The sequence below is a fragment of the Martelella endophytica genome (assembly GCF_000960975.1).
In the GTDB taxonomy this organism is placed as follows: Bacteria; Pseudomonadota; Alphaproteobacteria; order Rhizobiales; family Rhizobiaceae; genus Martelella; species Martelella endophytica.
Window position 1 is genome coordinate 3,518,418 of the sequence record NZ_CP010803.1, and the last position, 19,773, is coordinate 3,538,190.

Annotated in this window: 13 protein-coding genes and 1 pseudogene; 5 read left to right on the forward strand and 9 right to left on the reverse strand. The window is 58.7% G+C overall.

Annotated elements, in window-relative coordinates:
- Position 1: 1 nt before the first annotated feature.
- From TM49_RS16185 to TM49_RS16215, 8 genes and pseudogenes are all read right to left on the reverse strand, one after another.
- A complete protein-coding gene (locus tag TM49_RS16185) occupies positions 2-1,609 on the reverse strand; it encodes a restriction endonuclease subunit S (protein ID WP_052699891.1) in 1,608 nt (535 codons plus the stop codon).
- Positions 1,602-2,531 (reverse strand): GIY-YIG nuclease family protein, encoded by a 930-nt coding sequence (locus TM49_RS16190; RefSeq protein ID WP_045682790.1) that lies wholly within the window; start codon positions 2,529-2,531, stop codon positions 1,602-1,604. Before TM49_RS16190 ends, TM49_RS16185 begins: the two co-directional genes overlap by 8 nt.
- Entirely contained in the window at positions 2,528-3,943 is a 1,416-nt protein-coding gene (locus TM49_RS16195) for a class I SAM-dependent DNA methyltransferase (protein WP_045682792.1), read from the reverse strand. Before TM49_RS16195 ends, TM49_RS16190 begins: the two co-directional genes overlap by 4 nt.
- A gap of 5 nt (positions 3,944-3,948) precedes the next feature.
- Positions 3,949-4,077: pseudogene (locus TM49_RS23105) on the reverse strand (type IIL restriction-modification enzyme MmeI); the annotation flags it as partial.
- Positions 4,074-4,280 carry a hypothetical protein gene (locus TM49_RS16200; protein WP_045682795.1) on the reverse strand — a complete coding sequence of 69 codons (207 nt, stop codon included), beginning with the start codon at positions 4,278-4,280 and terminating at the stop codon, positions 4,074-4,076. The gene TM49_RS16200 and the pseudogene TM49_RS23105, both read right to left, overlap by 4 nt.
- Positions 4,281-4,556: 276 nt before the next feature.
- Positions 4,557-7,817: an error-prone DNA polymerase gene (locus tag TM49_RS16205; RefSeq protein ID WP_045682797.1), complete on the reverse strand. Its 3,261-nt coding sequence runs from the start codon at positions 7,815-7,817 to the stop codon at positions 4,557-4,559.
- Positions 7,814-9,337: a Y-family DNA polymerase gene (locus TM49_RS16210; protein WP_045682799.1), complete on the reverse strand. Its 1,524-nt coding sequence runs from the start codon at positions 9,335-9,337 to the stop codon at positions 7,814-7,816. The genes TM49_RS16205 and TM49_RS16210 overlap by 4 nt, the downstream gene beginning before the upstream one ends.
- The gene (locus TM49_RS16215; protein WP_045682801.1) at positions 9,252-10,013 is read right to left on the reverse strand and encodes an ImuA family protein; all 762 of its coding nucleotides are present in this window, start codon (positions 10,011-10,013) and stop codon (positions 9,252-9,254) included. Before TM49_RS16215 ends, TM49_RS16210 begins: the two co-directional genes overlap by 86 nt.
- 184 nt (positions 10,014-10,197) lie before the next feature.
- On the opposite strand from TM49_RS16215, the gene TM49_RS16220 reads away from it, so the two are divergent.
- Genes TM49_RS16220 through dinB form a run of 3 tightly spaced genes read left to right on the forward strand, consistent with a single transcriptional unit; the run spans position 10,198 to position 14,110 of the window.
- Complete coding sequence (locus TM49_RS16220) at positions 10,198-12,267, forward strand: ATP-dependent helicase (protein WP_045682803.1); 2,070 nt, start codon at positions 10,198-10,200, stop codon at positions 12,265-12,267.
- A 12-nt stretch (positions 12,268-12,279) separates the two neighbouring features.
- Entirely contained in the window at positions 12,280-12,933 is a 654-nt protein-coding gene (locus TM49_RS16225; RefSeq protein WP_045682805.1) for an SOS response-associated peptidase, read from the forward strand.
- 58 nt (positions 12,934-12,991) lie between these two features.
- Positions 12,992-14,110, forward strand: a complete 1,119-nt coding sequence (gene dinB / locus TM49_RS16230; protein WP_045685360.1) for a DNA polymerase IV — start codon at positions 12,992-12,994, stop codon at positions 14,108-14,110.
- A 169-nt stretch (positions 14,111-14,279) separates the two neighbouring features.
- On the opposite strand, the gene TM49_RS16235 is transcribed toward dinB, so the two are convergent.
- Positions 14,280-15,284, reverse strand: coding sequence for a restriction endonuclease (locus TM49_RS16235; protein ID WP_052699892.1), 1,005 nt, complete (start codon positions 15,282-15,284; stop codon positions 14,280-14,282).
- A 569-nt stretch (positions 15,285-15,853) separates the two neighbouring features.
- On the opposite strand from TM49_RS16235, the gene TM49_RS16240 reads away from it, so the two are divergent.
- A complete protein-coding gene (locus TM49_RS16240) occupies positions 15,854-17,677 on the forward strand; it encodes an ATP-dependent nuclease (protein ID WP_045682808.1) in 1,824 nt (607 codons plus the stop codon).
- Positions 17,658-19,454, forward strand: a complete 1,797-nt coding sequence (locus TM49_RS16245) for an ATP-dependent helicase (protein WP_045682810.1) — start codon at positions 17,658-17,660, stop codon at positions 19,452-19,454. Before TM49_RS16240 ends, TM49_RS16245 begins: the two co-directional genes overlap by 20 nt.
- Positions 19,455-19,773 lie beyond the last annotated feature (319 nt).

Sequence of the window (19,773 nt, forward strand, 5' to 3'; positions counted from 1 at the left end):
ATCACTCCTCACTGATCGGCATCAGCCGTAACCAGTCTTCATTCCCCCGGCGCTCGACCTCGATGTGACCATTTTGCAAGTGTGCCCGCAGTTCGTTGTAGAACTCCTCAACCGCGTCAGATGTCGCGCCATCACCAATGCCCAACGTTTGCGCCACGTTGCTTGCGGACACCCAATCTGTTTTGGATTTCAGCACTTCAATCAAATTTGCCATGTTCGCCCTTCCTGTTGTTGATTTTTTAGAGCGCGAAGCGGCCTTGCGCGCAGTCTTCTTTTTTGCCTGTTTTGTCTCCTTCTCAGCCTCGATCCTTTCGAGCAGTCTTGATGCAGGCTCCTCATGTGGATTTTGAGGGACAAGCTCTCCCCTGAAGGCTGCCTGAAGAATGAGCACATCAAGTTGAGGGAGCTTTCTTGAGGCCGCAGCGTGTTCCTCAGATACGTGGTCAAGCCATGCAAAGGCGGTTTCGATACGTCGAACTATTTCTTTTCTAACATTCGGTGCGGGCCATGGAAGAGGTATTTCCCGCAATTGTTTTTGCGATATATTTCGCATGGAAACTTGATTTCCACTTGCGCGGACTTCGATTTCTTTCCGTCCTTTCGGCGAGCGCAAGAACCACATCAACCAGCGCTTGTCGTCCTCGTGCATTTCCAGACGAAGAACCTTGTCGCTCAGGTACAGGTTTTCAGGGCAACCATCGACGATTACAACAGCGCCCAGCAATTCTAGTGTGTTCGCCCTTGATATCAGAAGGTCACCATTTCGAATTCGGGACTTATCTGGCGGTTTAAAAGTGGGCGGCAGTGTTTTCGACTCTAGAGGATCAAACTTACCCCAGGTGACAGCACTCACCTTCACCACGCCTTTCTCATCCAAAGAAGGCGGGCGTTCTTCACAGCGAAGATTTTTGCCAGACACAATATTCTCAACCAGTTCCCCAACGAATATTTCGCCTTCTTGCCGCGATTTGTTCTGATCAGCATTTGAGTTTGATTTTATCCATTCTGAGAATGCCTTTTCGAGCGAGCAAGCTTTGTACTTCTCTATAAGCGACGGAATATGATCAAGTGTTTGGCGGGCGTAAGCCGTGCGGGAAGTTAGGCTGTCAAGCTTGGCGACGATATGGCGTTGTTCAACGAGGGGCGGTAGTGGAAGAGGATGTGCCTTCAAATAATCTGCTGGCACCCGTTGTTGACCGGCAGCGCCGGTCATCACCTTCCGCGCCTGGTCACGGAAGGACGCCTGACGTATGAAATGCCAGATATATTCTGGCGTAACACCGCCATAGCTGCGCAATACATGGAACTCGGTTGAGCCGAAACCGATACCGTTTCTAAGATTTTTCGCAATAGCAGCTTTGCCATTCTCCATCGACGGGGTAATCTTAGCGAAGATTACGTCCCCATCAGCAAATTGCGTGAACCCTTTAACAACCTCACGTAGCGGGCGCGAAACGCTATTGATAATGGTTCCAGAAATTTCACTGACAGCAGCCATGGGTACGAAACTCACGACATCATCGGGTTCCAGGTCAAAGGACCTTCGTGGGTTCACTTCCAAGACATCGCTGAATGCAACCTGTGCCCACCCCTGCGGGAAATCACTCATTCCCACCTCCCGCATTTGCCGCGCGGGCTTGTTGCCAGTCGTGGTAACTCTGTTTCGACCCCTTCACTTTCCACTCGATTCGACCGTTGCTGTTCCGATCTAGAATGACGGCGCTGGCAGCAGATGGACTTGAAAAAGGATATGGTTTGGTGAATGTCATCATTTCATCATTCATCGGCACAAGAACACCGTCGTAAATCAACTTCTGCTTTAGACCTCCATAGCTCTGCTGAACGAAACCTGTGTTGATCAACGCCTGGGAACCTTCAAGCACGATGAACTCTCCATCTTCCTCGACCGCTTCTGCTTGGACTCCTGTTTTGTGGCGAATCTCAAAGTGTATCTCGCCTGACGTTCGCTGTTCGATAGGTGTACTGGTCTGACTAGCGGCACGTGGCTGTGGCTTGAGCATATCAAGTCCAATCACAGGCAGAACTATCTTCAAGTTGGCAAGAAATTGTTCCATATTCGCGCGATCTGCTTCAGGTAAGCGGCGGCGAAGACTTGCCGGATTTGTGCCGTTGTCGAGCAAAACACGACCAGCCTGGGCAGCCATTTCAATCAGTCTTGCCTCAAGATACTCTGCATGGCCTTTTGACAGATCATCATCGCTTGTTGTAACGGTAATCGCGGTTTCCCAAAATTCGCGTTGTACCGCACTTTGCTTTACCCGCTCACGAACTGAATTTCCTGAGCCAATGTAAGCGCGGGTCTCTCCTGGGCGCTCAGGGTCTGGACCCGCGAGGACATAAACGCCGGTGCGATCAACTTCCGTTCGCTCTGCAAGCATCCCAAAGGTCGATGCAGTGGCCACGAAAACTAGCCCGGTCCACCCGTGAATCGTGGCTTTACGAAGCCCCGTAGGCGTCCCATCCACCAAGAACAACTGAATTGTCCGTCCGAAGGCCTCGCTCGCCATCATTCATTGACCTCGGTAGGCTCTATAAATTCTCCAATTACGGCATCGATTTCGGCCATTGCTGATTGAAGATGAGAGAGAATTAGTGCAGCAATTTCTTCAGGAGTTTCTGCCACAACCTCATCTTCGTCGCTTTCATCGAGCAACCAGGAGATAGCCAAATTGTCATCACGATCAGCAATCTCCTTTCGTGTAAAGCAGCGAAAGCGGCCTGTTTCGCCTTGATCCTTGCGCTCTGTTTCGCCGTGCGGGTCGTTGCCGAAACATTTCTCAAACTCTGCGAAATGCTCGTCTAGCAATGGTGTTTTTTTGCCAAATACCGGCATGTTTGAGCGCAAATCATAGAACCATATCGGTCCCGTATTGCTATTTTCCTCGATGCCACGGGTAAAAAACAGAACATTTGTTTTGACGCTCGCTCCCGCGAATATCCCGGCAGGCAACCTTAAAACCGTATGTAGATTACATCTATCCATTAGGTCGCGCCGGACCAATCTGCCGACTCCATCATCGGACAGCACGTTGTCTGGTAAAACGACAGCGCCACGCCCACCCTGTTTCAAACCTAGATATATGTGCTGAAGGAAAGCCAGTTGTTTGTTCGCGTTATGATAAGGGAGATCGGAGCGGAGTGACCTTTTGCTACCGGCTTTGCTTCCAAATGGCGGGTTCGCAAGAATAAGATCAGCGGACTGAAGCCCGTTTGCATCGTCCGTTAGCGCATCCCCGTATGTAATCTCGGCATCAAGGCCATTCAGATACGTATTCATCAAACAAATTCGTCGGGTGTTTTTTTCAATTTCAACACCTTGATATTTTGGGGGCGTTTTCGCGTATGCCTTTTCCGTGTTCTCTGAACGAATAAACCGGTCTGCCGCAATTAGAAATCCGCCACTTCCAGCCGCTGGGTCCTGAATAATCTCACCTAACTTTGGTTTCATGGTTCGCACCATGGAATTAACCAAAGCTCTTGGCGTGAAATATTGACCTGCGCCAGAACGCACGTCCTGCGAGCTCTTTTCTATCAGCCCTTCGTAGATGTGCCCAAATCTATCACCCGAGAGATCATTCCAATCAATTTTGGCGATGCCATCCACTACGGCGTGAAGGTTCTCGTCGTGCGAAAACACCGTAGTGGGAAAGGCGTATATCGCTTGGATCGTTTCACTTTCAGCGCTAGTACCAAGATGGGTTAGCATCTCCTGATAGAAGCCCAGCAAGCCATCTTTGGGATGACCCAAAAGGTCTTTCCAGCGGCTGCCATATGGCAGAAGGTGCTCAACACCGTTCTCTTCCGCAATTTTAAGAAAAAGGAGATATGTCAATTCAGACACGTATTGGTGATAGCTAATCCCATCACCACGAAGGATGTGGCAAAGGCTCCAAATTTTCTGAACTATGTTCTCATTCTTCATGCGGCACCTTTAATTGCACGCCGGAGGATCTCCTTCGCCCTGAACGCCTGAAGGAACGCGAATGGAAACTCCTCCGCGTCAAACGGCTGTTCGGCGAGAGCCGATATGGCTTCTTCGATCTCTACGGCGTTCATTCTTCACCCCTTGGCGCGACAGGCATTTCGCCGATGGTCTCGGCTTGGCCAGCGCGCTGCGTTCTTCTTGCCGCAATGTATTCCCGCATGAATTCCCGGATGACCTGCGCAGCAGGGCGATCCTGCTCGCGACACATCTTCAGGAATTCATCGCGAAGCTCCCGCTCGACACGGATTCGCATTCCGGCATCTTTTTCCTTCATGAGTCGGAGTGTAGCCCTGGGATACACATCCGGCCAAGACTTAGAAACACAGGTCCGCGAAATTGTCCGCGTTCACGTCTTCGGCGTTGTGAAGGGGTGGGCTTTCGCGGGAACACGTTAACGTCCGCTTTAGGGTTGTAGACGAATAGTCACCAACGACCGAAATGGGGGCGCATTGCAGACAGTCACCGGCCGAAAAGGCGGCGATCCCGTGGTCAAAATCTTTTCTGTAAGCTGAACCTCGCTCGTTGTGCTGGCCGGGAACGTAAAAAGCACCTATCGAAAATCCCTCGTCTTCACCTTGATCTCATCGATATGCCCATAGGGATCTAACATATCGCGCGGCTTCGGCATTCCGCGCGGATCCGGTCCCGGCGTCCCATGATGAAACTCGTCGCCCCGCCCGTGCGGAAGCGGAAAGACCGTATCCCGACTCCCGACGCTCGCAAGCTCGGAAGACAGGTCGCTCAGCTCACGTGCCACGATATGAACGACCTCCCCCTCTCGCTGGACCCGTCCTTTGACGCCAAGCATGCCGGACCCGAGGACGGTGCGGCGGTATTTCTCGAACACCTTGGCCCAGACGACGAGATTGGAAACACCGGTTTCGTCTTCAAGCGTGATGAACATCACGCCCTTGGCTGAGCCGGGTCGCTGGCGCACGAGAACGAGACCAGCAAGGTTGACCCAGCGACCGTCGCGCAGGGAGATGGCTTCGGCGCAGGACCTGAACCGTTGTCGGGTCAGTTCCGACCGCAGAAACGAAACCGGGTGCTTCCTGAGAGTTAAACCGACATGGCCGTAATCCTCGACCACTTCTCGGCCGGCCTCCATGGGCTTCAGAAGAGCCTCCGGCTCTGCCTGCTCGGGGACAAGTCCGGCCTCGCGTCTCGCAGCCGCGGCGAAGAGCGGTAGCGGCTCGTCCCTAAGGGCCTTGATTGCCCAGAGCGCCTCGCGACGAGCAAGCCCGAGTGACGGCCTGAACGCATCGGCCTCGGCGAGTTCCACCAGTGCGGCGGCAGGAATACCGGCGCGACGCCAGAGGTCGTCGACCGAAGCAAAGGGCATGTCTTCCCGACATGAGACCAGGCGTGCTGCCTCGGCGTTGGCAAGTCCCTTCACCAGCCGCAGCCCAAGGCGGACGGCGAAACGCCCGTCGTCGCGATCGGTCGGTTCCAGCGTGCAATCCCAGCGGCTTGCATTGACGCAGACCGGACGAACCTCGACGCCGTGGTCGCGGGCATCGCGCACGATCTGGGCCGGGGCATAGAAGCCCATGGGCTGGGCATTGAGCAGCCCGCAGCAAAAGGCATCAGGGTGCCAGCACTTCATCCAGGAAGAGGCATAAGCGATCAGTGCAAAGCTCGCCGCATGGCTCTCCGGAAAACCATAGGAGCCGAAGCCTTCCAACTGCCGGAAGGTGCGCTCGGCGAATTCGCGCTCATAGCCATTGGCGACCATGCCATCGATCAGTTTGGCGCCGAACTTTGACACCCCGCCGGTGTGCTTGAACGTTGCCATGGCGCGACGCAGCTGATCGGCCTCGCCGGCCGTGAAGCCAGCGCAGTCGATGGCAACTCGCATGGCCTGCTCCTGAAACAGCGGCACGCCCAGCGTCTTGCCGAGAACCGCTTCGAGCTCCGGCTTGGGATAGGTCACATCTTCCTTGCCCTCGCGCCGGCGCAGATAGGGATGGACCATATCACCCTGGATCGGTCCGGGCCGGACGATCGCGACCTCGATAACCAGATCGTAGAAGGTGCGTGGCTTGATGCGCGGCAACATCGCCATCTGCGCACGGCTTTCGATCTGGAACGTGCCGAGCGTGTCGGCTTTGCGGATCATCGCATAGGTGCGCGGATCCTCGGCCGGTATGGTGGCGAGATCCAGCCGGATATCCTTGTGCTCGGCGAGAAGCTCAAAGGCGCGGCGCATGCAGGAGAGCATGCCGAGCGCCAGCACATCGACCTTCATGAATTTGAGAATGTCGATATCGTCCTTGTCCCATTCGATGACCTGCCGGTCTTCCATGGCTGCCGGCTCGATCGGCACCAGCTCATCGAGCCGGTCGCGGGTCAGGACAAAGCCGCCCGGGTGCTGGGAGAGATGGCGCGGCGTGCCGACGAGTTGGCGTGCAAGCTCCAGAGCAAGCCGAAGCCGCCTGTCGCTCATATTGAGGTTCAGATCCTGAGCGTGCTTTTCCTCGACACCCTCGGACCAGCCCCAGACCTGCGAAGACAGTGTTTTCGTCAGGTCTTCGGTCAGGCCGAGCGCCTTACCGACATCACGCAGCGCCCCTTTGGCGCGGTAGCGGATGACGGTGGAACAGAGCGCGGATCGATCGCGGCCGTAGGTCTGATAAACCCACTGTATGACGTCCTCTCGCCGTTCGTGTTCGAAATCGACATCGATGTCCGGCGGCTCGCGGCGTTCCTCAGAGACAAAGCGTTCGAACAGGAGATCATTGCGATCCGGATCGACCGAAGTCACGCCGAGGACATAACAGACTGATGAATTGGCAGCCGATCCCCGACCCTGACAAAGAATGTCCCTCGAACGGGCGAAGCGTACGATCGCATTCACCGTCAGGAAGTAGGGCGCATAGTCCAGCTTCTCGATCAGCGCCAGCTCATGGTCGAGATTGGACCTCACCTTGTCGGGCAGGCCCTCGGGATAGCGCTCGGCGGCACCCTCCCAGGAGAGCTTTTCCAGTGCCTGCTGCGGCGTCAGATCCGGAAAGAGCTTTTCCTCCGGATATTGATAGGCGAGTTCAGTGAGCGAGAACCTGCACCGGTCCATGATCTCGACCGTGCGGGCGAGCGCTTCCGGATAGCGGTTGAACAGCCTATGCATCTCTTCCGGCGGCTTCAGATACCGATCGGCAAAACGCTCGCGGCGATGCCCGAGCTCGTCGATAGTGACATTGTGCCGGATGGCGGTGACGAGATCCTGCATCATCTGCCGGCCGACCGCGTGGAACAGGACGTCATTGGTGACGACAGTCGGAACCCGGGCTGCGGCGGCCAGGTTCGAAAGTTGCCAGAGGCGAAGCTGATCGTTCGGCCGCCGTCGCAGCGTCAGCGCGAGATAGGCACGGTCCCCGAAAGCCTCCCGCAGCCGTCGCAGATGCAAGGCGCAGTCATCATCGGCGCGATCGGGGACCAGGACGGCAATCAGCCCCTCGCCATAGGCGACGAGGTCGGTCCATTCGAGATGGCACCTGCCTTTGCCGGCACGCTTCTTGCCGAGCGACAGCAATCGGCATAGCCGGGCATAGGCCGCTCGGTCGGTCGGGTAGACGAGGACCGGCAGGCCGTCGGCAAGATCGAGGCGACAGCCGACCACCAGCCGGACGCCGGTCTGCTTTGAGGCTTCGAATGCGCGCACGACGCCAGCCAGCGAATTGCGGTCGACGACACCGATGGCCTCGATGCCAAGTTCGGCGGCGCGGGCGAACAGTTCGTCGCAACTGCTCGCCCCGCGCAGAAACGAGAAATGCGTGGTCACCTGCAGTTCGGCGTAGCGCGGCCCGGTCATCCGAAGATCCCATGGATGAACCAGCGGTGCGAGCCGCTGTCCTCATGCTCGCCATCGCCGGAGCGGAACAGCCAGTAGCGCTCGCCGGTATCGTCCTCGACCCGGAAATAGTCCCGGACGGCGGTAAGTTCGGCATCCCGCTTCCACCATTCGCCGCGAACCCGCTCCGGTCCATCGGCACGGCGGATGCGGCGACGCACGCCGCGCCAGGTGAACCAGACGGGCGGGTGATCCGGGAGAAGCGCCATGGTCTCGATCGGCTCCGGTCGCGGCAACAGCCGCGGCGGCCGCGGCCAGTCGCCGTCCCATGTGAGGCCGGTTTCCGGTGCCAGCGGAGCAATACGAGCGACCGAGCGTTCGGGCACATCGCTTTGAACCGGTACGAAACGACAGAGCCGGTGTTCGCCGACGCGATTGGCAAGGACATCGACCAGATCAGAGACATCGGCTTCCGGTTCCTCGACCAGGGACGAGATCGTCTGCTTCTCCCGCAAGGGTTCAGCATGGATGGCGACCAGCACCATGATCTCGATCCCGAAGCCCGGATCGACGGTCTCCAGCCTGTCGCGGAACAGTCGGACAAGGCGTCTGGGATCGCGCACCGGCTGGGCAGTGCCGACGCGGACGAACTGCATGGTGTTGTCGACGCGGTGGAACAGGAGATCCAGCCGCCGGGCGCCAAGGCCGCGCCTTTCGAGTTCAAGGCAAAGGGCGTCTGCGAGCTTGGCGATATAGCGGGCGATCGTCTCCGGGGCACCGATGGGCTCGGCAAAGGCCTTGCGCACCTCGACCAGCTCCGGCGAGCGGATCGGATCGACCGGCTCGGCAATCCGGCCAAGCGCCTGGTCCAAACGCCGGACGATTTCCGGGCCGAAGCGCAGTGTCAGCGGTGCGCGCGGCTGATCCAGCAGCTCGCCAATAGTCTCGAAGCCGAGTGTGTGCAGGTCGGACACTGTTGCGGGACTGAGCCTCAGCGCTGATAGCGGCATGGTTCGCAACATTGCCTCACTTTCGCCCGCTGGGATAACAATTGAAGGTCGCGCCAGAAACCGAGCTGCTGCATGCGCCGCGCCCCATGTGTCCGCGACCGCAGCACGCGCCTCGACGGCGGCCGCTGCGAAACGCCTGATCATGTCGGCAAGCATGGCGTCCTCTCCACCGTGCAGGTGATCGGCGCCGGTCGTATCGATGACGAGACCATCCGGCGGATCGGCCATCACCACCGGCGAAATCCGCTGAAGCGCCCAGAGCGCCAGCTTGTCCAACCCCTCGGTTTCGGCGGCAGGATCGGAATCGGCAATGATAAGGCCCGGCACAAGGGCTTGTGCCTTGGTGACGGCCATGCCGATCCGAACGCCAAGCTGTTCGGCATTGGCGTCGAGTGCCGTGATCAGCCTGCGACGGCCGGTGCGGCCGGCCATGACGAGCGGCGCATCAGCGGGAGGCGATGCGTCGCCCGATTTCCTTCTGAGGCGATCCGTCGGCCACCTCGGAAGGAAGAGCGAGACGACCCGTGTCATCACACGCCTCCAGTTCAAAATCGGCACTTTCTCCGGCACGACATCGGATGAGTTCGACCAGCCAGCGCGCGCGGCCAAGGCCGGGAACGGGCAGGGGTCGCGAGGGCAGGACGGAGACCCGCCAGCGGGTGACGCTCGCCGTCGGCTGCCCGAAATCGCCGGCCTCGGTCTGCCGTCGCCATCGGCGCAAAGCCAGCCCGATGGTGTTGGAAGTCTCGGCCGCCAGTTGCAGACGGCGCGAGGCGGTCATGGAAAGACGCGCCGTCTCCGCGACAACCGCGCCGAGCCCGCCATGGCGAAGCCCTTCCTCGAAACAGGCGAGCAGAGCCTTTTCGTCGCCGGCCTCGACATGGATCACGCGGTCGGGCTGAAGCCCGGCCTGGGCGATGGCCGGTGCAAACAGGTCTGGTCGCGTGACCACCCAGAGCACCTTGCCTCGGGTGCGTGCGGCAATGCCCGCCACGAACAATGCAGCCGCCGCTCCATCGACAGCGCCATTGCCGCCGCCCGCCACCTCATGCAGACAGCCGAGCGCCAGACCGCCGCCTGGAAGTCTGCGATCGATGTCCTTCAGGCCGAACGGCAGAACCGAACGCGCGCGTCCACCCGGTCCTTCGAGATGCGCGATGCGCTCCCGAAGCTCTGCGATGGCGGGACTGGATGCGGGGTTCGGCATGGTGTCGGACTGTCTCCTTCAGGACTTTGCAACGGCGGAATTCTCCGATATGTTCCTTATTTGTTCTTTCTTAGGTTTCGAGTCAATCGACCTCATTGGCGGGCCCTGTGGACGGCGACTGGGACAGAACACCGATGCGTGAGGCGCGCGTCGTTGAATCACAAGGGGTTTAGGGTAGGGCGGTATGAGCGCGGCGCATCTCGAAAAATTGAACGACAACCAGCGGGCCGCGGTTCTGCATGGCACGGATTTGCCTGATGGCGCCATCGGCGGACCGCTGCTGATCATTGCGGGAGCGGGCTCCGGAAAGACCAATACGCTTGCCCATCGCGTGGCCCAGCTCGTCATCTCCGGAGCGGATCCGCGCCGGATCCTGCTGATGACCTTTTCCCGTCGTGCCGCCGCCGAAATGGGAAAGCGTGTCGAGCGGATCTGCGCAAAGACGCTTGGTGACAAGGCCGGGATCATGGCGGACGGGCTTGCCTGGTCCGGCACCTTCCACGGTATCGGCGCCCGGTTGTTGCGCGAGTATGCGATCGAGCTTGGTCTCGATCCGCAGTTCACCATCCATGACCGCGAGGATTCGGCCGATCTGATGAACCTCGCCCGCCATGAGCTCGGCTTCTCCAAGACAGAAAGCCGGTTTCCGGCCAAGGGCACCTGCCTTTCGATCTATTCGCGCACCGTCAATGCCGAGGCGCCACTCTCGGAAATCCTGAGAGCGAACTTTCCGTGGTGTGCCGCCTGGGAACAGGAACTGAGGGAGCTGTTTGCGGCCTATGTCGAGGCCAAGCAGGTCCAGAACGTCCTCGATTACGATGACCTGCTGCTCTACTGGGCGCAGACCATGGGCGATCCGGCGCTTGCCACCGAGATCGGCGGACGCTGGGATCATGTGCTGGTCGACGAATACCAGGATACCAACCGCCTGCAGTCCTCGATCCTGATGGCGCTCAAACTTGGCGGCCGGGGGCTGACGGTGGTCGGTGACGATGCGCAGTCGATCTATTCGTTCCGGGCGGCCACGGTTCGCAACATCCTCGACTTCCCGAATGGATTCTCGCCGAAGGCCGATGTGATCACGCTCGACCGCAATTACCGGTCGACGCAGCCGATCCTCGCTGCGGCCAATGGCGTCATCGGTCTTGCCCAGGAGCGCTACACCAAGGATCTCTGGACCGACCGCGTTTCAACCGAAAAGCCGCGGCTGGTGACGGTTCGCGACGAGGGCGATCAGGCGCGGTTCATTGCCGACGAGGTGCTCGACAATCGCGAGGGTGGCATGCGGCTGAAGGACCAGGCCGTGCTGTTTCGTGCGAGCCATCACAGTGGGCCGCTGGAGGTGGAACTCACCCGTCGCAACATTCCCTTCGTGAAGTTCGGTGGCCTGAAATTCCTCGATTCCGCGCATGTGAAGGACATGCTGGCAGCACTCCGGTTTGCCCAGAACATGCGCGATCGCGTGGCGGGCTTCAGGCTGATGCAGCTCTTGCCAGGTGTGGGGCCGGCCTCGGCGCAAAATGCGCTGGACGCGATTGCTGAAACCACCGATCCGGTAGAGACACTGGCGGCCCTGCCAGCGCCCGCGCGAGCAGTAGCCGACTGGCCGGGTCTTGTGTCCTTGGTAACGGACCTCCGCCAATCAAACATGGGCTGGCCCGCTGAAATCGGCCGGGTCCGGGCATGGTATGAGCCGTATCTGGAGCGCATCCATGAAGACTTCGAGATGCGCCGTGCCGATCTTCTGCAGCTTGAAGACATTGCCGCTGGCTATCCGTCACGGGAACGGTTCCTGACCGAGCTGACGCTCGACCCGCCCGATGCTACCTCCGGACAGGCCGGTGTGCCTCTGCTCGATGAGGATTATCTGATCCTCTCGACCATCCATTCGGCCAAGGGGCAGGAGTGGCGCTCGGTCTTCGTCCTCAATGCGGTCGACGGTTGCATTCCCTCCGATCTTGGCGTCGGCACGACCGACGACATCGAGGAAGAGCGACGCCTGCTTTACGTGGCTATGACGCGGGCACGGGACAGCCTGAACCTTGTCGTTCCACAGCGCTTCTTCACGCATGGACAGTCCTCGACCGGCGACAGGCATGTCTATGCCTCGCGGACCCGATTCATTCCCGCTATGTTGTTGCAGCATTTTGAGAACAGGACATGGCCGGTGGTGAAGCCCGGGCAACAGAACAACGCGGGCCCGCGGCAGGTTCGGCTTGATGTCGGCGCGCGGATGCGCGGGATGTGGCGCTAACGGAGAGGGGACTTGTGCAATCTCTACAATCTGACGACGACACGGGATGCCGTCGTCCAGTTTAGCAAGGCGATGAGCGACAAGGCCGGATGGAACGAGCCGTCGCTCAACGTCTATCCCAACACGCTGGCGCCGATCGTTCGCGTCGGTGGCGATGGCAAACGGGAAATCGTCAGTGCCACCTGGGGCATGCCGACGCCGCCGGCCTTCGTCAAAGGCAAGGCCGATCGTGGGGTCACCAATATCCGCAACGTCGGATCTCCGCATTGGCGGCGCTGGCTTGGGCCGACAAGCCGCTGCGTCGTGCCGTTCACGTCATTTGCAGAACCCGATCCCGCCAGCAAGGTGGAGGGCGGGCGCGTGCCGAATGCCTGGTTTGCGCAGAACCCCGACCGGCCGCTGATGTTCTTTGCCGGTTTCTGGACGCCGTGGAAGGGTGTGCGGAAGGTCCGCGATGGCGAACAGGAATACGAACTGTTCGGGTTTCTTACGACAACACCGAACGAGATCGTCAAACCCATTCATGAGAAGGCGATGCCGGCGATCCTGACGACGCCGGAGGAAGTCGCTCTGTGGCTCACCGGCGAGTGGGCAGATGTGAAACACCTTCAGCGACCGCTGCCCGGAAACATGCTGGTCGTGGTCGACCCTCCTGAAAACTCCTAAGACGAATAACGTCGTCACGGATCACGCTCTTGAGATGGTCATGGCCGCCCTGGATGAAATGACAGCCTTGGAAAGAGACCACGAGGTCAAAACGGATGGTGCTGCCCCAGTCATCCGCAAGATCATCCATGTCGATATGGATGCCTTTTATGCCTCCGTCGAGCAGCGCGACAATCCCGACTTGAGAGGCAAGCCGGTCGCAGTCGGAGGCTCGGCGGCCAGAGGTGTCGTCGCGGCGGCCAGCTATGAGGCGCGGGCGTTTGGTGTGCGATCCGCGCTCCCCTCCGTGACCGCTAAGCGCCGCTGTCCCGACCTGGTCTTCGTGAAACCGCGGTTTGACGTCTACCGGTCGGTCTCGGCGCAAATTCATCAGATATTTGCCGAGCATACAGATCTGATCGAGCCGCTTTCGCTCGATGAGGCCTATCTCGATGTAACCGAAAACAAGCAAGGCATCGCGTTCGCAACCGAGATCGCGACGATCATTCGCGCCCGTATCAAGGAAGTGACCGGCCTCAACGCGTCTGCCGGGATTTCCTACTGCAAGTTCCTCGCGAAGATGGCGAGCGATCTGAACAAGCCAAACGGTCAGGCCGTGATCACGCCGAAGATGGGGCCGGCATTTGTTGCTGACCTCGCCGTCAAGAAATTCCATGGCGTCGGGCCGGCGACGGCCGAAAAGATGCAGCGGCTCGGGATCGTGACCGGAGCCGATCTGCGTCAGAAACCGCTCGCCTTCCTGCGTGACAACTTCGGCAAGTCGGGCGGGTGGTATTATCGGATCTCGCGGGGGATCGACGAGCGGCCGGTTCAGCCCGATCGGCCGCGCAAATCGATCGGCGCGGAAGACACGTTTGCTGCCGATATATTCGAGTTGGAGGCGGCGAGGGCGGAGTTGATTTCGCTTGCAGAGAAGGTCTGGCGCCACGCTGAGAACAAGCAGATCAGTGGGCGGACCGTCACGCTGAAGGTGAAATATGCTGACTTCCAGCAGATCACACGGAGCCGGACGGTTGGCCAAAATATGCGAAGTGCAAGCGATATTGCTGGAATTGCCAACGTGATGCTGACCGAGGTGTTTCCAATTCAAAAGGGTATCCGCCTGCTCGGGATTACCCTTTCCTCATTAGGGGAAAGCTCTGATGGAATACGAGAGCCTCAGATGAGTTTGCTGTGATCCCCACGACCGAAGGAAGAGACGTCTACTCTGCAGGTCCGACAGAAGCGAGAGAAAACCTTGGCACGCTGTGAACGGCAGTAAAGGGGCCGGAAGCGGACCTTCCGGTTCAAAGCACTGGAGGTGGCAAAACTAACGCGAGTTATAATCGCGATGACAGCGCGTGTCATTAGAATGCGCCTGCTATCAAGCCCGCTTCGGGCCTTCGCATCGCCTCTATCCACGCTTGCACCTGTGCGCGGTTCGCCGTCGTGATCGGATAAGCACGCGCGCTCACGTCGCTCGATGCGCCTGGGCTGATGTCGCTCGTTGTTACCACAAGCCCTGCATCGGCGCGCTCCTCAAGCATGTCGGCATAAAGCGCTTTCACCACCACGCGCCCGACCTTGCGCTTTTGGCGCTTGCACTGAACGATCACCGCCGGCGGCGCGCCCGGCGGTGCGTCGGCGTTCCACAGCCGCACATCGATGCTACCGTCGTTGCGTCCGGGCCCTAGCTCGACACTGTAGCCGCCGCGCTGGAACCACTCGGCGGTCAGTCCCTCGAATTGCCGCCAGTGAATGTCCTTGAGCCGTTCGGGATGGCTCGCAAGGTAGTTGATGAAGCGCTGATCGAAATAGCGCATGGGTTCGGCTGGAAGCTGCTCGCTCGCGAACAGCGCATCGAGTGTGATCCGATCAGCAAGCGCCACCGACCGCGTGAAAAAGGGCGAGAAGGCGAGATGATGGGTCATCGCCTCTTGGAGCGCGTCCCAGACGCCGGCCTTGCCTGCGACCATCGCCTTCAATTCCGCCAGGATCGCCGCCTGTTCAGCTTCATTGCTGCTGCGCAGGCGCAGATAATGGCTGGCGACCGCCTCGATTTCCAGCATCTCATCGAGCGTCGCAAATTCCCGCCAGTCACGCCCGACCAGCTTCATCAGTCGGATGCCCAGCGTCGGCATGCCTGGTTCGTCGGTGACGCCGAGCGCATACAGCAGATCACCGACCGTATCGGCATATTCATCCGATCCCACCCGCATCGCGACATCCCCTTCGAGGCCTTCACGCAAGCTGTGCACCTTCGGCAGATGCGCGAGTATCTCGGCTTCATTGAGCGCAAAACCGGAGCGCACTCCGGCATCCTCGCTGAGCGAGGTACGGAACGCAAAAGAGGGCATGATGATATGGCCCATTAGCTAGTCGTTCATTGTACTGCTGGGGAGCTGAGGCGGCCTAAAAGTGAACTTAATCTCTGTCGCTCCTACATCGCCAAAAATTGCCCAAACGTCGTCGCTCCCAGTGCGTTGAGCGCCTGCTTGATTGGCTGCTGATTCGTTGACAGGCAAATGTCAGTTTTCCTAGCGTGACCGCCAAGACCTGCCATTCCGCTTTACCACTTAATCGGGAACATTCAGCATACGCAAGCCGAGCGGCTACTTTCGGCAATTCTATAGCCCGCGCAAACGACCAGAATGACGGCGCTTAGCCGCCAGACCGCTCATGGCGCAACAAGATCGACAGAACCGGGGCCGTGAACGGACTGTCCGGACTTGGCAGTGGGCGAAGAAACAGCTGCCATAGACCACGGTCGGCCTCCATGACCGCTTCCGACCCCATCTCGGACACTCGATGGCCGTTTGCAGATCCCCGAAAGCTGTCCTTCGTACAACGACTGAGTACGACAAGTTCGGGGCCGATCTAAACAGTCCTAGTCATGCTGAAATGTGATCAGTTATGATATAAGTTGGTATGAGGGGGCACTATGTATCTGTCGCGAATCAGGATTGAGAATTTCCGCAACTTCCGCGACCTTGATGTCGCGCTTGGCGGTAACATTGTCATTGTCGGCGAAAACCGCGTCGGAAAGAGCAATTTGCTCTTTGGCCTGCGCCTTGTCTTCGACCCCTCACTGCCCGATAGCGGCCGACAGCTCGGCCTCGCGGACTTCTGGGACGGGTTGGAGGAGATTACCGCTGATACGACCATAACCATTTCGGTAGAGATCAAGGATTTTGAGGACGACCTCGACGTCTTGGCGGTGCTGACCGACTATCGACTCAATAGCGATCCGAACACCGTCTGCCTTACTTATCAATTGCGTGCTCAGCCTGGCCTTGGTCATGCCCCCGCTAGTGACGATGATTTCTCATTTGTCTGCTTCGGTGGCGAGGATGAAGCTAAGCGCTTCGGTCATGATCTTCGGCGCCGCATCACGATGGACTTACTGCAGGCCCTTCGGGATGCGGAGGGCGATCTTGCTGCTTGGCGCCGATCCCCCCTTCGTCCTCTCGTCGAAGATGCATTCATCGGAATCGACAAGGATGCTCTCAAAGAAATTGGAGAGAAGATTGCAGGGGCCAGTGCCGCGGCGATCGATTTCGATGAGGTGAAGACGCTCGAAGTCAACATCTCAGAGCTATTTTTGGCAATGGCCGGCTCGAAGCAGGATGTGCATCCATCACTTGGCTTCAGCTCGACCGACGCCACGCGCATCAACCGGCAGATTCGGCTGCTGATAGATGAAGGGCGACGTGGCATCGCCGACGCCAGTCTCGGCTCGGCAAACCTCATCTTTCTCACGCTCAAACTGCTTGATCTGCAGCGCTTGATCACTGCCAACAAGCGCGATCACTCGTTGCTCGCGATCGAGGAGCCGGAGGCGCACCTGCATCCGCATCTTCAACGCCTAGTTTACAAGCATCTCTTTGAGACTATCGTCGATGGCGGAGACGGCGTTGATGCTGACAACGACGAAGATGCCGCTGGTCCGCTTTCGGTTATTCTGACCACCCACTCGCCGCATATTGCAAGTGTTGCCCCGTTGGAATCGCTCCTACTCTTGCGAGCTTCCTTAAACGAGGGAACGGTGGGATATTCGACCGCTGCAGCGGACTTCACCAAAGCCGAAACCGAAGATCTCCAGCGATATCTGGATGTCACTCGTGCAGAGATGGTCTTCGCGCGCGGTGTCATCCTCGTCGAAGGCGAAGCAGAGCGGTTTCTGATCCCAGCATTTGCCGAGGGTATGGGCATCTCGCTCGATGAGCATGGGGTGTCGGTGTGCTCTGTCGCCGGGACGAACTTTCAGCCGTATGTCAAGCTGCTCTGCGCTTTGGGCATCCCATTCTCCGTGATCACCGATTATGACGAAGTGGACGAGATGCCACGCGCCAACAATCGGGCGCTCAAGCTCATTCGGATCATCGACGAAGCCGCTGAGGAGGGTGACACTGACGCAGTAATCAAAGCCATCGAGGACAAGGGAACATGGAAGGAGACATTTGCGGAAATCGAGAAGTTCGGCATCTTCGTGAACGGGAGTACGCTTGAGACCGAGCTGTTCGAGGGGGACTATGCTCAGGAGATGATCGACACCCTCCGTGAGCAGAAATTCGGCGCCGGACGCAAGGCATTCCTTGATGCATGGGAAGCGCAGCCAGAGGATTTCGACGCTGATGAACTGCTGAAGATGATCGAGCAAATGGGCAAGGGGCGGTTCGCGCAAAGACTAGCGACGCGTTCGGCCGGCAAGCCCGTGCCCGACTATATTAAAGATGCGATTAATCATGTCATCCGTCTCGTCTAACAGGGCACTTTTTCTTAAGGCGGCAGAGGATCTGCGTTCTAATGACAAGCAGTGGCAGGCCTATGAAGCTGCGGGGCATTGCGTGTTGCTGGCTGGGCCAGGCAGCGGCAAAACCAAGACGCTGACGGTCAAACTTGCCAGAATGCTTAGCGAAGATGTGGACGAGCCACGCGGTATTGCCTGTATCACCTACAATAACGAATGTGCACGGGAGCTTGAAAGCCGCTTGGAAACGCTAGGCATCGCACCCGGCGGACGCGTTTTTATCGGAACCGTTCACTCATTCTCACTCACACAAATTCTGCTACCCTACGCTAAAGTGGCCGGACTGGGCCTACCCGATGAATTCAAAGTGGCGACTCGGCAGGAGGCTCGAGCCGCATTGGCGGCCGCTCATGCGCAGGTAATAGGTGGACCGGAGAACCCGCAGAACTGGGACATGCGGCTCGGCCGTCATCGTCGCCGCTTCCTCAATCGCGAGCTGCCGGAGTGGAGAACGCTCGATCCCGAGCTTACCGAACTGGTCGAGGCGTACGAAGCCGAACTTCGCGCACGCCGACTGATAGATTTTGACGACATGCCGCTCCTCGCAGTGCGTGCGCTTGCCGCCAATGAGTGGCTTAGAACGGCGATGGTGGCGAAATATCCGATCCTAGCTGTAGACGAGTATCAAGACTTGGGCCGTGCGTTGCACGGTATGGTCATGGGCCTCTGCTTCAGCGCGGGCATGCGGTTGTTCGCGGTCGGCGATATCGACCAGTCCATCTATGGCTTTACCGGCGCAACGCCAGAGTTGCTGCGACGACTGTCCGAGCGCGATGACGTCGAAACGGTGCGACTAGGTCTCAACTATCGCTGCGGCTCGCGGATTGTCAGCGCGTCCGAATACGCGCTCGGAGAGAACCGAGGCTATAAGGCGCCCGACGGTGCCCATGAGGGAACGATATATTTCCATCCCTGCACAGGCGGCCATGCCGGGCACGCACGATATCTCGTCGAGGAACTGATCTCTGAGATCCGCGAGCGTCGACCCGGCACCAATCTTGGCGAGATCGCCGTACTGTATCCTGCGGCATTCCTCGGTGACGAAGTCGCCAACGCGGCTGCAAAGCATGGCTATTCCGTAATCCGAACCGATGGCAACGCGCTTTATCCGCGCGGCAGCAGGTTGATGCGATGGCTGGAGCAATGCGCAATGTGGTGCTGCGGGGGGTGGCGATCTGGGAGGCCCCGGCTGTCTCGTGTAGTAAGCGAAGGAGCCAGGCTATTCCACGAAACTATAATCGATGAGGATGAGCGGCTCACCTTTCAACGTGACGTCACCGCTGCGTTATGGGATCGGCGGGACGAAACGCTCAGCCTCTCCGATTGGCTGGCAGCTCTGCGTGATGAAATCATTCGTCCCCGGGTCGATCTCGCCCGATCACTCGCTGATGAACTTGGCATCCTAAACGACTTCCTCAATCGTATCGGTCCAGACGGCGATGTCGATGATTTTCCGCTGGGTGAGTTTGCGGGAATTGGGAGCGGCCTTGATCGTCTCAATCTTTCGACACTGCACAGTGCCAAGGGGCGCGAATTCGATGTGGTAATTCTGTTCGGCGTGGATGAAGGCCGATTGCCGCGCAACAATGCTACGGAGAACGACGTCCGTGAGGCTCGACGCCTCTTCTATGTCGGCTTCACGCGTGCGCGGCATGAGATTCATCTTGTGTATGCCCAGCACAACCCGTCGCGCTTCGTGACAGAAGTCCAGGAGCGCCTCGAAGGTGAATGAGCTTGTCCGACTGCTTAGGTACGGCAATGCTCGCCGGCAATCTCCAAGGACCGGATCGTGGGCGCGTTGCCGCCGAAGCCCGTTCACCAAGTAGAAGGCAGCTTTCCCGCCGTAGCCGTTCGAAACCTGTCAGTCCTCTTCCCACCCCAAATTCGACGCGGGCCTAGCGTGGCGGGAATGGCAGCTTTCGGAGCACCGCTAACCGAGTCTCGGTGACCGCATTGGGGGCGCAAAGCGGTCGTCGCTGGGGCGTGGGAAGTCGTTTCGGCAGAATCTCGAGAATGACCAGCGTTCATTCCATTGCAGGTAAGACAGATGA

Excerpts from the sequence above, each read along its gene's own strand:
- TM49_RS16185 (WP_052699891.1), bottom strand. The coding sequence starts at position 1,609 with ATGAGTGATTTCCCGCAGGGGTGGGCACAGGTTGCATTCAGCGATGTC.
- TM49_RS16190 (WP_045682790.1), bottom strand. The coding sequence starts at position 2,531 with ATGATGGCGAGCGAGGCCTTCGGACGGACAATTCAGTTGTTCTTGGTG.
- TM49_RS16195 (WP_045682792.1), bottom strand. The coding sequence starts at position 3,943 with ATGAAGAATGAGAACATAGTTCAGAAAATTTGGAGCCTTTGCCACATC.
- TM49_RS16200 (WP_045682795.1), bottom strand. The coding sequence starts at position 4,280 with ATGAAGGAAAAAGATGCCGGAATGCGAATCCGTGTCGAGCGGGAGCTT.
- TM49_RS16205 (WP_045682797.1), bottom strand. The coding sequence starts at position 7,817 with ATGACCGGGCCGCGCTACGCCGAACTGCAGGTGACCACGCATTTCTCG.
- TM49_RS16210 (WP_045682799.1), bottom strand. The coding sequence starts at position 9,337 with ATGACACGGGTCGTCTCGCTCTTCCTTCCGAGGTGGCCGACGGATCGC.
- TM49_RS16215 (WP_045682801.1), bottom strand. The coding sequence starts at position 10,013 with ATGCCGAACCCCGCATCCAGTCCCGCCATCGCAGAGCTTCGGGAGCGC.
- TM49_RS16220 (WP_045682803.1), top strand. The coding sequence starts at position 10,198 with ATGAGCGCGGCGCATCTCGAAAAATTGAACGACAACCAGCGGGCCGCG.
- dinB (WP_045685360.1), top strand. The coding sequence starts at position 12,992 with ATGACAGCCTTGGAAAGAGACCACGAGGTCAAAACGGATGGTGCTGCC.
- TM49_RS16235 (WP_052699892.1), bottom strand. The coding sequence starts at position 15,284 with ATGGGCCATATCATCATGCCCTCTTTTGCGTTCCGTACCTCGCTCAGC.
- TM49_RS16240 (WP_045682808.1), top strand. The coding sequence starts at position 15,854 with ATGTATCTGTCGCGAATCAGGATTGAGAATTTCCGCAACTTCCGCGAC.
- TM49_RS16245 (WP_045682810.1), top strand. The coding sequence starts at position 17,658 with ATGTCATCCGTCTCGTCTAACAGGGCACTTTTTCTTAAGGCGGCAGAG.